Here is a 12,777-nt window from a genome sequence, read left to right as displayed (position 1 = left end):
GCTGGCGCGCACGGCGGCGACGGCACGGGCCTCGGTGACCTGGTCGAGGCCGGCCGTCGGCTCGTCCAGCACCAGGAGGCGCGCCCCGCCCAGCTCGATGCGCAGCAGTGCACGGGCCAGGGCGACGCGGCGCCGCTCGCCGGAGCTGAGGCCCTCGCCCTCGTCGGCCACGGGGTGGTCGAGGGGCAGCGCCTCGCCGCCGGCGCGGTCGAGGACGTCGCGCAGCCGGGCCTCGTCGGCCTGTGGGAAGCCGATGCGGACATTGTCGGCGACCGTCCGGCCCGGCATGGCCGGGTCCTGCGAGACGTAGGCGATGCGGGCCCGCCACGAGCCGGGGTCGATCCGCGCCAGGTCGGCCCCGCCGACGAGGATGCGTCCGCCGGTGGCGGGCCGGAAGCCCATGAGGACGTCGAGGGCGGTGGACTTGCCGCTGCCGGAGGCCCCGGCCAGTGCGAGCACCCGGCCCGGGTCGAGGCGGCAGCTGAAAGAGTCGAGGGCGGGTCGGCCGGCGCCGGGGTAGGCGACCGACAGCTCGTCGAAGACCACCGGCACCCGGCCGGGGTCGGGTGCCGGCACGGTGCCGCCGAAGGCGTTCGCCTCGGCCTTCTCGATGATCTCGAAGGCCTGGGCGGCCGCCGCGGTGCCGTCGGCCGAGTCGTGGAAGTGGACGCCGACCCGGCGGATCGGCAGGTAGACCTCCGGCGTCAGGATGAGGACGAACAGCGCGGTGCGCAGGTCGAACCGGGCGCCGACGACGCGCAGGCCCATCGACACGGCCACGAGTGCTACGGACAGGGTGCTGAGCAGTTCGAGGACGAAGGAGGACAGGAACGCCAGTCGCAGTGTCCGCATCGTCTCGGTGCGGTGGGCCCGCTCGGTGATGCGCAGGCCCTTGAGCTGGGCGCGGGCGCGTCCGAAGACCTGCAGGGTGGGCAGGCCCGCGACGAGATCGGCGAAGTGGTTCGACAGCCGGGTCTGCTGGGCGAAGCGCCGCTCGACCTGCTTCCGGGTCGCGATGCCGATGAGCGCCATGAAGACCGGGATGAGCGGGATCGTGACGGCGATCATGATCGCCGAGCGCGGATCCTGGGTGAGGATCGCGATGCCGATGACGAGCGGCACGCTGACGGCCGTCATGAGCTGGGGCAGGTACTTCGAGTAGTAGCCGTCGAGGGCGTCCAGGCCCTGCGTGACGAGTGTGATGAGCGCGCCCGAGGGAATCGAGGCGTCGTTGGGCAGCGCGAGGCGGGCCCGCATGACGTCGGTGCGCAGCTGCGACTTCACCGCCGAGCAGGCGCGGTGGGCGAACAGCTGCGAGGCCCAGTTCAGGACGGCGCGGGCCGCGAAGACGGCGAGCAGTGCGGCGGCGATGCGTCCGATGCCGTCCATGGCGCCCGTGTCGACGACGCGGGCGACGCCGTCGGAGACGAGGCGCGCCTGGACCAGGACGAGGAGGGCCGTCGCCACGCCGACCAGGGCGACCGCGACGAGGAAGAAACGTGTCGCCCTGGCCCGCCTGATCAGGCGTGGATCGAGTGGACCCGGCATCAAGCAGACCTCCCCCGGCATCGCACGGCGTCACGGGCGGCAATGTCGCCCCGGAATTTTCCATGGTGGATTTAGCAGAAATTGTGCCGCAACCGTCAGCCCTGCCGGCGACGGCATGGCCGGGAACCGCGCCGCCGCCCACCATGTCACGTCCAGTCCGTGGCCGGGACCTCATTCGGCTCGATCTCGTGCTCGGGCAGCTCCCGGCGGCTGATGCGCTTGCGGAAGACCCAGTAGCTCCAGATCTGGTAGATCAGCACGACCGGCACGATGCAGGCGGCGAAGATCGTCATGAGCCTCAGCGTGTGCGGCGAACTGGACGCGTTGACCATGGTGATCGGATTGTTCATATCGGCCGAGACGAGGCCGAGCGTGCCGTACATCTTGGTGAAGATCATCACGAGGAGGGCGACGATCGTCGCCCCGGTGAAGATGAACGCCCAGCCGTTGCGCTCGGCCCGCTGGGCCAGGACCGCCACCGTCAGGGCAACGACCGAGCAGATGCCGGCGGCCCGCATCAGGGCGCCGGCCGGGGCGCCGAGGTAGGGGTTCTCACCGGCGCCGTAGACGGTGCAGGCGACGACCACGAAGACGGCCAGGACGGCCACGGTGACCGGGCCGAGGCTCTTGAGCACCGTCATGGAGCGTTCGCGCACCTCGCCGTAGGTCTTGAGGGCCAGGAAGACCGCGCCGTGGGTGCAGAACAGCAGGACGAACAGCACGCCGCCGAGCAGGCCGAACGGGTTGAACAGGCTCCAGAACCCGCCGGTGAACAGGTTCGGGTTGCCGAAGGCGGCAGTGGCGTCGGGGGCGACCGGCAGGCCGCGGACGAAGTTCGCGAAGCCGACGCCGAGCACCAGCGAGACGATCAGCGAACCGGCGCAGGCGCAGACGTCGAAGGTGTTGCGCCAGCGGTCGTCGGGCATCTTGGCGCGGTACTCGAAGGAGACGCCGCGCGCGATGAGCCCGACGAGGATGAGGAACAGCGGCAGGTAGAGGGCGCTGAACAGCGTCGAGTACCAGCCGGGGAAGGCCGCGAACATGCCGCCGCCGGCGGTCAGCAGCCAGACCTCGTTGCCGTCCCAGACCGGGCCGATGGTGTTGATCATGACGCGGCGCTGCCTCGGGTCCCTGCCCAGTACCGGGTACAGCACGGCGACGCCGAAGTCGAAGCCCTCGAGGAAGAAGAAACCGGTCCACAGGAGGCCGATCAGGCAGAACCAGAGGATCTGCAGCGGGCTCGCGCCGAGCGCGGTCTGCAGGGGAGCCATGGCGATCGTCAGCATGGGTCGGTCACCTCTCAGTACGCGAAGGACATCGGTCGGTCGGCGCCGCTCGTGACGGGGGCGACCAGTGCGGGCAGTCCCTCGCGGATCGTCCTGATGAACAGCTTCAGCACGACCACGGCCACGGCCGCGTAGATCAACGTGTAGAGGATCATCGTGAAGAGCAGATCGCCGGCCCCGTTGCCCGGCGAGACGCCGGCCGCAGTGGGCAGGACGCCGTAGACGAGCCACGGCTGGCGGCCCATCTCGGTGAAGATCCAGCCGAAGGAGTTGGCGAGCAGCGGCAGGAACGGCAGGCACACCATGACGACGGTGAAGAAGCCCCCGCCCTTGGGCACGCGGCCCCTGCGGGTGAGCCACAGCATGACGACGCCGATGAGAATGGCCAGGACGCCGAGCCCGATCATGAGGCGGAAGCCGTAGAAGCTCACCATGACGTCCGGCACGGGGTCGACGGGCATGTCCCTCAGCTCGGAGGCGAAGGCCTCCTGCAGCTGGTCGGCCTCGCCGTCGCCGTTCCGATAGCCCTCGTCCAGGTACTGCTGGCGCAGGTCCTGGATGCCCTGGACGGTGGCGTTCGGGTCGTGCCGGGCGAGGATCGACAGGACATAGGGCACCTCGATGCTGAGAGCCTTGTGATAGGTGACGTCGTTGCCGGTGCCCTCGGTGGTGATGATGGCGACGACGGAGAACGGCGCCCCGTCCTCGGTCTCGATGAGGCCCTCGGACGCCGCCAGCTTCATGGGCTGGTACCGGGTCTCGACCTGGGCCTGGAGGTCGCCGGAGACGAGGGTGGCGATGCCGGCGAACAGCAGCACCCAGGCGCCCAGGCGGGCGGACCTGCGCCAGACGCCGGTGTCGGGCTCGACGCCCGCCTCGTCCTGGGCCCTGCGGCGCCTGGCCGCCATCCACCAGCCGCTCACCCCGAGCAGCAGGGCGCCGGCGACCATGAGCGAGGCACCGATCTGGTGCGGGAAGGTGGCGAGGAAGAACGGGTTGGTGAGCACGTCGGTGAAGCTCGACAGCTCGGCGCGGCCCGTGGCCTCGTTGTAGACGGCGCCGACCGGGTTCTGCATCCAGCAGTTCGCCGACAGGATGAAGGCGGCCGACGCGGTGGTGCCGACGGCGACCAGGTAGATGCAGGCGAGGTGCAGGGCCCTGGGCAGACGGTTCCAGCCGAAGATCCACAATCCGATGAAAGTCGACTCCATGAAGAAGGCGATGAGCGCCTCGAGCGCCAGCGGGGCGCCGAAGATGTCGCCGACGAACCGGGAGTACTCCGACCAGTTCATGCCGAACTGGAACTCCTGCACGATGCCGGTGACGACGCCGGCGGCGAAGTTGATGAGCATGAGTCTGGCGAAGAACTTCACCAGGCGCAGCCACTGATCGTCCCTGGTGCGCATCCAGGCCGTCTGCATGCCGGCCATGAGCCAGGTGATGCCGATGGTGATGGGCACGAAGAAGAAGTGGTAGACGGTGGTGATGCCGAACTGCCACCGCGAGAGAACTTCAGCATCCATGTGCGGCAGGCTAAGGCCCTGCGACACCCTGCCGCAAAAATCAGGGCGCAGTCTGTTCGCGCCCGGCTGACAGGACTGCGCCCCAAGCCCCCGACAGCCGTTCAGTCATGACTGAGACCTTGCGGAACAACGGGGAAACGCCTTGTGGAACCGATTCCCCCGAGATGGTTCACCCTATGCGAACACGGCGTCCAACAGGCCGGGGGAACCCTTAGGGGTGCTACGACCGCAGGACCAGAGGAGCATCATCGGGGTCGACCAGGCCGATGGGCCAGGGGTAGTTCCCGGCACGGGCGCAGGCCCCCGCCCAGGGCGGCGGGCCGTCGAGCCCGGCGGCGATGTCCTGGTAGACGCCGAACAGCTCCGCGGCGGCCCGCGCATCGCCCAGGGCGGAGTGCGCGTGGTGCAGCCCGATACCGGCGGCCCGGCAGCAGTCGGCGAGCTTGAACGTGGGCGGACGGGGGCTCAGCAGTTGCCGGCCCAGGCGCATCGTGCAGGCCCAGGGCACCCGTCCGGGCGGCAGCCCGACGCCAACACGACGCAGCTCCGCGTCGAGGAACGCCACGTCGAAGGACGCGTTGTGGGCGACGACGAGCCGGCCGCGCAACTGGTCGACGAGGCGCCCGGCGATCTGCCCCATGGTGGGCGCGCCGGCGACGTCGTGCTCGGTGATGCGGTGCACGGCGGTCGCCCCGACGCTGCGACCCGGCTGGACGAGCGTGCTCCACTCCCCCTGCCGGTGGCCGGCCCCGTCCAGCAGCACGATGCCTATCTCGACGACCCGGTCGCCCCCCTTCGGGGAGAAACCGGTCGTCTCGAGGTCGAGCACTGCGTATCCGAGCATGCGACGATTCTCGCACCCGACGGCGCCGGTTCCCCGTCCGTTCCGGGCCGGAGGACCAGGGCCCGACCGGCTGTGCGGGCAGGGCCGGGCGAAGGGGATGCGCGATGTGGACACCTCGCCCGAACCGGCCTGTTCTCCTAGAATGAACACCCCCCAGGAGAGGACCGAACGTCATGAACACACCTCAGCAACCAGGCCCGGAGGATGCCGGGCAGAACAGCGGCTGGGCGAATCAGCCGGCCCAGCCGGGCAGCGGCTGGCAGCAGGGCGGTGATGCCCGGCCCCAGGGCCCGGCGAACGATCAGAGCACTCAGAGCACCCAGGGCCCCCAGACCACCGGTTGGCAGCAGGCCCAGCCCCACGGACAGCCCGCTCAGGCCCAGCAGCCCTACGGGCAGCCCGTTGCACCGCAGCAGCCGGCCCAGTTCACCGCCCATGCGGCGCAGAACCCCGCTCAGCCGAATCCGGCGCCGCCCCGGCCCAGCGGGCCCGATGCCTTCCCCGGCCAGCCCGGCTCGTTCCCCGGGCAGAACAACGCCTTCCCCGGTCAGGCGGGAGCGGCCTGGGCCGGCGCCGGCAATGCGTTCCCCGGCGGCCCCGCCGGCAACGCGACGGGTTCCTCGACCAGGCCGAAGTCCGCGAAATGGATCCCGATCCTCATCGGCGCGATCCTCCTGGTGCTCATCATCGTCACCGTGCTCATCGTCCGCGGCGGCTCCGCCGAGGACAGGGCCAGGGAAGCCGTTCAGGACTACCTGACCGCCATCTCGCAGAGCGATGCCGACAAGGCGAGGGGCTACCTGCCCAGCAGTCTCGACGACGACTCGCTGCTCACCGACGCCGTGCTGAAGGACTCCAACTCGCGCGCCCCGATCTCCGACATCGCGGTCGGCAACGCCGCCCAGAGCAGCACCAGCGACGGGTACAACGTACCCGTCAGCTACACGATCGGCGGCGAGTCGGTGTCGACCACCGTCGAAGTCCACATCTACTCCGGCAACGACGCGAGCATCTACAGCTACACGTACCTGTCGCTGAGCGCGATCAGCGGCATCGACGTCAAGGTCAACGGCGTCACCCCGAACAGCAGCACGCCTTACGTCTTCCCCGGCAACTACGACGTCACCATCGACAACCAGTACCTGACGGTCACCGGCGGGGAGATCAAGTCCTACGACCCCGGTGACTACAGCGCCGACTCCGACCTCGACCTGGCCGTCTCCGACGCCGGCATTCAGATGTTCCGCGAGAAGGTCGTCGCGGAGGCCCAGGCCTGCCTGGCCTCCACCAAGATCGACCCCGGCTGCGGCGCGAAGCTGCCCGATCACCTGGCCAGCGGCGAGCAGATCAGGGAGGACTCGGTCCACCGTTCCCAGGACACCGAGAACGCGGCCAAGCTGCGTTCGGTGACCCCCGAGCCCGGCATCACGACGCCGACCGTCATCTCCGCCCACTACTACGACCTCGGCAACATGGACGTCACCGCCACCTGCGGCAAGGACGGCAACTGGGCCGAGTACGAGCTGTACGGCTCGGCCTCCGGCCTGCATTTCGGCTCCCCGGCCATCGACCTGACCGATCCCGATCTGAAGGTCGTCTGGGACACCTGATCCCACCCGTCGGGCGTGTTGATGATGATCAGCGTGAACGAGGCCCTCTCGCGCGCGGCCGGTCTGGCCCGCGGCGGTAGACGCCTGCTGGGCATCGTCGGCGAGCCCGGTTCGGGGAAGTCGACGCTGGCCGCCTCGCTCCAGGGCTCCTTGGGCGGGGCGGCCGTCGTCGTCCCGATGGACGGCTTCCACCTGTCGCAGGCGCAGCTGGAACGGCTGGGCCGGGCGGAGCGCAAGGGCGCGCCCGACACGATGGACGCCTGGGGCCTGTTGGCCCTGGTGAGGCGCCTGAGGGCGGCGGACGAACCGGTCGTCTGGGCTCCCGAATACCGCCGTGACCTGCACAACGGCATTACCGGGGCGATCGGGGTGCCGGCCTCCGTGGCGCTGGTGATTCTCGAGGGCAACTACCTCCTGCTCGACGCCGAGCCCTGGGTGCACGTCCGCGAGTACCTGGACGAGAGCTGGTTCCTGTCGCTCGACCCCGCCGTCCGGATGGAGCGCCTGGTGGCCCGCCACATCGGCACCGGCAAGTCGCCGGACGCGGCGCTGGCCTGGTCGAACGGCCCCGACGAGGAGAATGCGGCCCTGATCAGGGGGACCGCGGGCAACGCCGACGTGATCGTGGCAGGGCGCTGAGCCCGGGACGGACCCGCATCGGCGGGTCCCGGCCGCCCCGCCTAGGCTGAACCCCATGACGACTCCCGCGAAACCTGAAGTCACCCTGCCCCCCGCCGTCCCCACCAGCCTGATGATCGAGGACCTCGTCGAGGGCGACGGGGCCGAGGCCACGCCCGGCTCGCTCGTCGACGTGCACTACGTGGGTGTCGCGCTCAGCACCGGCAGCGAGTTCGACTCGAGCTACGGACGCAGCGAGCCGTTGACCTTCCAGCTCGGCGCCGGTCAGGTCATCACCGGCTGGGACAAGGGTGTTCAGGGCATGAAGGTGGGCGGGCGCCGTCAGCTGACCATTCCTGCGCACATGGGTTACGGCGCTCGCGGCGCCGCCGGCGTGATCGCCCCGAACGAGACCCTCGTCTTCGTCTGCGACCTCGTGGGCGTCCACTGAAGGGCGCCGACCCGGGAGATGACCGGGGCGACGGCGGGCCCGGTGCGTCCGACGTCGCCGAGCCCGCCTCACCGCCCGGCTGCCCGGGACCCAGGCAACCCCCAGCCCATCCCGGTCGGGCGGCGTTCCGCGCGTCGCGCGGATCCTGATCCCCCTCTCGGTCCACAGAGGCGGGGAATCGCGCCCCGTGAACGGGCCGGAGTCCTCCGCCTCGTTCACGGGAAGCGATGGTGGCTCGCGAACACGAGGGTCCGCTTTGCAATTCCAGTGGGGTTCCTGTGAGGCAGTGACCCCCTCGGTCCTGCCCTCAACGGCGCCGCAGCCGGGTGACAGTGGCACCGCCGCCCCCCGGCGGCGATCCCGGAAGCCGCCAGGCGGGGACGAAGGGGGCGGCGAGGAGCCGGAACCAGTTCTCGACGTGCTCCGCGGCATCGAGCGGGGGCACCGCAACCGCGCCGAAGAGACGATGCGCTGTCTCGTCGGGGCCGGTCAGGGCATTGACCCAGCCCTCCCACTCGTCATCATCGATCGCAGCACCCTGCGGGGCGGACATCACTCCCCCGAGCGTGAAGACGTCGTGCACGACGAGGATCTCGGCCAGCGAGCGCGCCAGCGGCTCGTCCCGGCCGACCCCCGCCCGGACCAGCCGGTACTGCAGGTCCCGGATGATCCCGCGCAGCTGGAAGACGAACTCGTAGTCGTACCGCGTCAGCCACAGGGGCGGCAGGACACCGCCGAGGTGGCTCTCCTCCAGCTCGCCCAGATGCGCGCCACGGGGCATCACGGCGAGCTTCTCCAGGTCCTCGGCGAGGAAGAGGTCGTAGAGATGGGCGCCCAGGGCGAAGCAGCGCGCCGCGTTCTCGCCGAGGGTGGCGGCGAGCAGCGGCGAATAGCCCTCCGGGAGGGCGGACGGGATGTCGCCCCACTCGGGCATGCCGAGCACACCGGTGTCCTGGCGCACCGGGCTCCCCAGGAGCTCCGGGTTGTCCATGACCCGACGGACGATGTCCTCGACCCCGCCGCCGAGGAGCCCGGACCATACGACAGGCGGCTCCCACTGCAGAGCCTCCCACACCCTGAGTTGCTTGTCACTGCGAACCCGGGTGCGCCCGCTCTCGTAGTTGCGCCAGGTCTGCTCGGAGACCCCGGCGCGCCCGGAGATCTCCGGCATCGACAGGCCGAGCTCCTCGCGCCTGGCACGCATCGCCTCGGCGATGTCCGGGTCATCCGGCTCGTGATGTTCGGGCGTGGTGTTCTTACGGCTCATGCTCGTGCTCCTAGGCTGCCGGGTCCAGGGATGCATCCACGTTTCGGTCATCGGCCGTCGGTGATCATCCGGTCGGAAGACCCGCGCCCACCGTATCCGAGTTCGCCCCGGATGACGATGCGGGCGTCCTCAGGGGTCTCGGGGACATCACCCGGGCTCCCCAGGGACAGAACCCGGGGGCGCAGAAGGCGCCGGGGCCCATACGATCCCTGACGGCCCCCTCGGCATGGACTCGGAGGGGCGCGGAGGATCCGCCCTCCGGTATCTTCCCCGGGTCCTGGCCGGGAACGACGTCGGCCCGACCGGCAGGGGCCCCTCCGTTCACCGTCTCAGCAGTTCGACCGCCTGCCCGCCCGTCCAGCTGTACTCGGTCATCTCGATGGCGCGCGAAGGGGTCAGTTCTTCGCCCCACCCGATGCCCGCGCAGGAGACGGCGATGGCGATGCAGGCGTCCTGCAGGCCGGGCACCAGCCACTCGGGCTCGGCCCGCTCGTCGACCAGCTCGTCGAACTCGTGGCGGTCGCCGGCGATGGCGGCGCGCACGACGAGCATGCCGTAGGCCCGGGCGGCGGCCTCGGCCCGCTCCTCGGATTCCCGCACCAGGCGCCGGCCCAGGGCCACGGCCACCAGCTGGGGCAGCTGCTCGGGCGCCAGTCCGGCGCCCTGCTCGGCCAGCCAGTCGGGCACGAGCACCGGCTCGCCCGAATCGACGGCCGCGCGCATGCGCCGGCCCAGATCGGTGAGCATGCTGCAGGCCAGCGTCAGGGCGCCCACGAACTGGCAGACGAAGGTGACGCCGTACGTCAGCCAGTCGCTCTCGTTCGAGTCGCCGATGCCCGCGCCGGCCTCGACGGCCCTCGCATCGGCCAGCAGCACGCTCTTGCTGAGCCGCCAGGCCTCGTCCCAGGCGATCGTCACGGAGTAGGGCTGGTAGTGGATCTCGCCCTTCCCGTCCGGGGCCGGCGCGGGCACGGGCTCGGCGTCCGGGTCGCCCCACCAGCTGCCCGTGATCGGGTAGGTGATCCTCTTGTCGCTGCTCATGCTCATCGGCCGGCCCTTCACGTGTCGGAGCTGTCGGGGGTGCGGACGCCGGCCGCCCGGCGGAGGCGGCCGCGCTGCGCCGAGACTACCGGGCGCCGGCGGGCAGGCCCCGGCGGGCCCTCCCGTTGCGCACGCCCCGGCGCGCGGGCCGTCTCAGCGCGTGGGCCGGAAGCCGCGCAGACGCAGACTGTTCGTCACCACGAAGACCGAGCTGAAGGCCATGGCGGCTCCGGCGATCATCGGGTTGAGCAGGCCGAATGCGGCGATCGGGATTGCGCAGACGTTGTAGAAGAAGGCCCAGAACAGGTTGCCGCGGATCGTGCGCAGCGTGGAGCGCGACAGGGCGACGGCGTCGACGGCCAGCATGAGGTCGTGGCGCATGAGCGTCAGGTCGCCGGCGGCGATGGCCGCGTCGGTGCCCGTGCCCATGGCGATGCCGAGGTCGGCGGCGGCCAGGGCGGCGGCGTCGTTCACGCCGTCGCCGACCATGGCGACGCGATGGCCCTCGCCGCGCAGTCCGTCGACGACCGACAGCTTCTGCTCGGGCAGCACCTGGGCGTGCACCTCGTCGATCCCCACCCGGGCGGCCACGAAGTTCGCGGCGCGCTCGTTGTCGCCGGTCAGCATGACCGTGCGCAGGCCCAGCTCGTGGAAGCGCTCGACGGCCGACTCCGAGTTGGCGGCGAGCTCGTCCGAGACGGCGATGACGCCGCGCACCGCGTGCGCCCAGGCCACGAAGACGACCGTCGCGCCCTGGCCCGATGCGGTCTCGGCCGCGTCGGCGAGCCGGGAGGGGATCCTCATGCCCCGGTCGGCCATGAGGGCGGCATTGCCGGCCAAGCCCTCCCGCCCGTCGAGGAGCGCCCGCACTCCCCGGCCGGGAACGACCCGGAAGTCGCTCGCCTCGGGCACCCGGCCCTGCTCGGACGCCTTGGCGACGAGGGCCTCGGCGATCGGGTGCTCGGAGCCGGCCTCGAGGGCGGCGGCGTTGGCGAGCACGGCATCGCCGCTCTCGTCGGCGGCGGGCACGACCCGCTGGACCGACATCTCGCCGGTGGTGATGGTGCCGGTCTTGTCCATCACGACCGTGTCGATCGCTCTGGCCCGCTCCAGGACCTCGGGGCCGCGGATGACGACGCCGAGCTGGGCGCCGCGACCGGTTCCGGCCAGCAGCGCCGTCGGGGTGGCCAGGCCGAGCGCGCAGGGACAGCTGATGATGAGCACCGAGACGCCGGCGGTGATGGCGAAACCGGCGCCCGCACCGGCGGCGAGCCACGCGCCGAAGGCGGCGAGGGCCAGGGCGATGACGATCGGCACGAAGACGGCGGCGATCCTGTCGGCCAGGCGCTGGGCGTTGGACTTGCCCGTCTGGGCCTGTTCGACGAGGTGGGCCATCTGGGACAGCTGCGTGTCGGCGCCCACGGCGGTGGCCCGTACGACGAGCCGACCGTTCGTGTTGAGCGTGGCGCCGACGACGTGGTCGCCGGGTCCGACCTCGACCGGGACGGACTCGCCGGTGATGACATGAGCGTCGATGGCCGAGTTGCCCTCGACGACGTCGCCGTCGGAGGCGACCTTCTCGCCGGGGCGGACGACGAAGCGCTGGCCCACCTGCAGGGCCTCGATCGGCTTGGTGGTCTCGGTGCCGTCCTCGTCCAGGATGTGGACGAGCTTGGCGCCCATCTTGAGCAGCTCGCGCAGGGCCGAGCCGGCCTCGGAGCGCGAGCGGGCCTCGATCCAGCGGCCCAGGAGGATGAAGGTGATGGTGCCGCAGGCGGCCTCGAAGTAGACGGCGTCGAGCGAGTCGGCGCGCATCAGGTGGAGGCTGAACGGGTGCTTCATGCCGATCGTCCCGGCGCTGCCGAGGACCAGGCAGTAGACGCTCCACAGGTAGGCGGCCAGCGTGCCGACGGAGATGAGCGTGTCCATGGTGAAGGCGCCGTGCCTGAGATTGACCCATGCGGAGCGGTGGAAGCCCCAGCCGCCCCAGAACAGCACCGGGGTGGTGAGCACGAGGGCGGCCCACTGCCAGCCCGGGAACTGCAGCGGCGTGATCATCGAGACGAGCATGACCGGTACGGCGATGCAGGCCGAGAAGACGAACCGGCGTTCGATCCCCCGGGCGTGCGCCCGGGCCACGGCCTCGGCGTCCTGGTTCGGATCGGGCAGGCTGGCGTCGTAGCCGGCGGCCCGCACGACGTCGATGAGCGAAGCGCTCGTCGTGCCGTGGGGGGCCAGCACGTGCGCCCTGTTGGTCGCGTAGTTCACCGCGGCCTGGACGCCGTCGACCCTGTTGAGCTTCTTCTGGATGCGCGTCGCGCAGGACGCGCAGGTCATGCCCTGCACGTCGAGGTCGATGCTCGTGAGCCCGGGGGACGCGGAGCGGTCCGCGTCGGAACCCGGCTTCGTGCGTACGGTGTTGGTCATGTCGACGCCTTCCGCACCCGACGATGAGCGGGTGCTCGATGGTTCCGGGAGTGGCGGGACGGCGCGCAGCACCCCCGCCCCGGCGGCCGGGGTGGCCGCGCCGGAGGACGTGGACGCCCTCCGGCGCCCGCGCGCGGCTGACGCCCGATGGCCGGATCACGG

Annotated in this window: 10 protein-coding genes; 3 read left to right on the top strand and 7 right to left on the bottom strand. The window is 71.0% G+C overall.

What is annotated here, in order from left to right:
- The 4 genes from cydD to R2N01_RS09420 all read right to left on the bottom strand — a co-directional run.
- Nucleotides 1–1,548 (bottom strand): thiol reductant ABC exporter subunit CydD (cydD, locus tag R2N01_RS09435; RefSeq protein ID WP_316670564.1); only part of this gene is annotated, 1,548 nt, incomplete at its 3' end.
- A 146-nt stretch (nucleotides 1,549–1,694) separates the two neighbouring features.
- Nucleotides 1,695–2,819 (bottom strand): cytochrome d ubiquinol oxidase subunit II, encoded by a 1,125-nt coding sequence (gene cydB, locus R2N01_RS09430; protein ID WP_399553273.1) that lies wholly within the window; start codon nucleotides 2,817–2,819, stop codon nucleotides 1,695–1,697.
- Between the two features lie 29 nt (nucleotides 2,820–2,848).
- Nucleotides 2,849–4,357 (bottom strand): cytochrome ubiquinol oxidase subunit I, encoded by a 1,509-nt coding sequence (locus R2N01_RS09425; RefSeq protein ID WP_316670562.1) that lies wholly within the window; start codon nucleotides 4,355–4,357, stop codon nucleotides 2,849–2,851.
- Between the two features lie 220 nt (nucleotides 4,358–4,577).
- Nucleotides 4,578–5,201 carry a 3'-5' exonuclease gene (locus tag R2N01_RS09420; protein ID WP_316670560.1) on the bottom strand — a complete coding sequence of 208 codons (624 nt, stop codon included), beginning with the start codon at nucleotides 5,199–5,201 and terminating at the stop codon, nucleotides 4,578–4,580.
- Between the two features lie 173 nt (nucleotides 5,202–5,374).
- Between R2N01_RS09420 and R2N01_RS09415 the strand changes: the two genes are divergently transcribed.
- Genes R2N01_RS09415 through R2N01_RS09405 form a run of 3 tightly spaced genes read left to right on the top strand, consistent with a single transcriptional unit; the run spans nucleotide 5,375 to nucleotide 7,880 of the window.
- Nucleotides 5,375–6,811 (top strand): hypothetical protein, encoded by a 1,437-nt coding sequence (locus R2N01_RS09415; protein WP_316670559.1) that lies wholly within the window; start codon nucleotides 5,375–5,377, stop codon nucleotides 6,809–6,811.
- Nucleotides 6,812–6,835: 24 nt separating this feature from the next.
- Nucleotides 6,836–7,450, top strand: a complete 615-nt coding sequence (locus R2N01_RS09410; protein WP_316670567.1) for a nucleoside/nucleotide kinase family protein — start codon at nucleotides 6,836–6,838, stop codon at nucleotides 7,448–7,450.
- Between the two features lie 55 nt (nucleotides 7,451–7,505).
- Nucleotides 7,506–7,880 (top strand): FKBP-type peptidyl-prolyl cis-trans isomerase, encoded by a 375-nt coding sequence (locus R2N01_RS09405; RefSeq protein WP_316670558.1) that lies wholly within the window; start codon nucleotides 7,506–7,508, stop codon nucleotides 7,878–7,880.
- A 307-nt stretch (nucleotides 7,881–8,187) separates the two neighbouring features.
- Here the strand turns inward: R2N01_RS09405 and R2N01_RS09400 are convergent, their stop codons facing one another.
- The 3 genes from R2N01_RS09400 to R2N01_RS09390 all read right to left on the bottom strand — a co-directional run bounded on the left by R2N01_RS09400 (nucleotide 8,188) and on the right by R2N01_RS09390 (nucleotide 12,615).
- The gene (locus R2N01_RS09400) at nucleotides 8,188–9,147 is read right to left on the bottom strand and encodes a helix-turn-helix domain-containing protein (RefSeq protein WP_316670557.1); all 960 of its coding nucleotides are present in this window, start codon (nucleotides 9,145–9,147) and stop codon (nucleotides 8,188–8,190) included.
- Between the two features lie 321 nt (nucleotides 9,148–9,468).
- Nucleotides 9,469–10,194 (bottom strand): hypothetical protein, encoded by a 726-nt coding sequence (locus R2N01_RS09395; RefSeq protein ID WP_316670555.1) that lies wholly within the window; start codon nucleotides 10,192–10,194, stop codon nucleotides 9,469–9,471.
- A 147-nt stretch (nucleotides 10,195–10,341) separates the two neighbouring features.
- Nucleotides 10,342–12,615 carry a heavy metal translocating P-type ATPase gene (locus R2N01_RS09390; protein WP_316670554.1) on the bottom strand — a complete coding sequence of 758 codons (2,274 nt, stop codon included), beginning with the start codon at nucleotides 12,613–12,615 and terminating at the stop codon, nucleotides 10,342–10,344.
- Nucleotides 12,616–12,777 lie beyond the last annotated feature (162 nt).

The sequence above is a fragment of the uncultured Propionibacterium sp. genome (assembly GCF_963539965.1).
Classification (GTDB): domain Bacteria; phylum Actinomycetota; class Actinomycetes; order Propionibacteriales; family Propionibacteriaceae; genus Propionibacterium.
This window is presented reverse-complemented; position numbering and strand designations above follow the sequence as displayed.

Excerpts from the sequence above, each read along its gene's own strand:
- R2N01_RS09420 (WP_316670560.1), bottom strand. The coding sequence starts at position 5,201 with ATGCTCGGATACGCAGTGCTCGACCTCGAGACGACCGGTTTCTCCCCG.
- R2N01_RS09395 (WP_316670555.1), bottom strand. The coding sequence starts at position 10,194 with ATGAGCATGAGCAGCGACAAGAGGATCACCTACCCGATCACGGGCAGC.
- R2N01_RS09425 (WP_316670562.1), bottom strand. The coding sequence starts at position 4,357 with ATGGATGCTGAAGTTCTCTCGCGGTGGCAGTTCGGCATCACCACCGTC.
- R2N01_RS09410 (WP_316670567.1), top strand. The coding sequence starts at position 6,836 with ATGATCAGCGTGAACGAGGCCCTCTCGCGCGCGGCCGGTCTGGCCCGC.
- R2N01_RS09405 (WP_316670558.1), top strand. The coding sequence starts at position 7,506 with ATGACGACTCCCGCGAAACCTGAAGTCACCCTGCCCCCCGCCGTCCCC.
- cydB (WP_399553273.1), bottom strand. The coding sequence starts at position 2,819 with ATGGCTCCCCTGCAGACCGCGCTCGGCGCGAGCCCGCTGCAGATCCTC.
- R2N01_RS09415 (WP_316670559.1), top strand. The coding sequence starts at position 5,375 with ATGAACACACCTCAGCAACCAGGCCCGGAGGATGCCGGGCAGAACAGC.
- R2N01_RS09390 (WP_316670554.1), bottom strand. The coding sequence starts at position 12,615 with ATGACCAACACCGTACGCACGAAGCCGGGTTCCGACGCGGACCGCTCC.
- R2N01_RS09400 (WP_316670557.1), bottom strand. The coding sequence starts at position 9,147 with ATGAGCCGTAAGAACACCACGCCCGAACATCACGAGCCGGATGACCCG.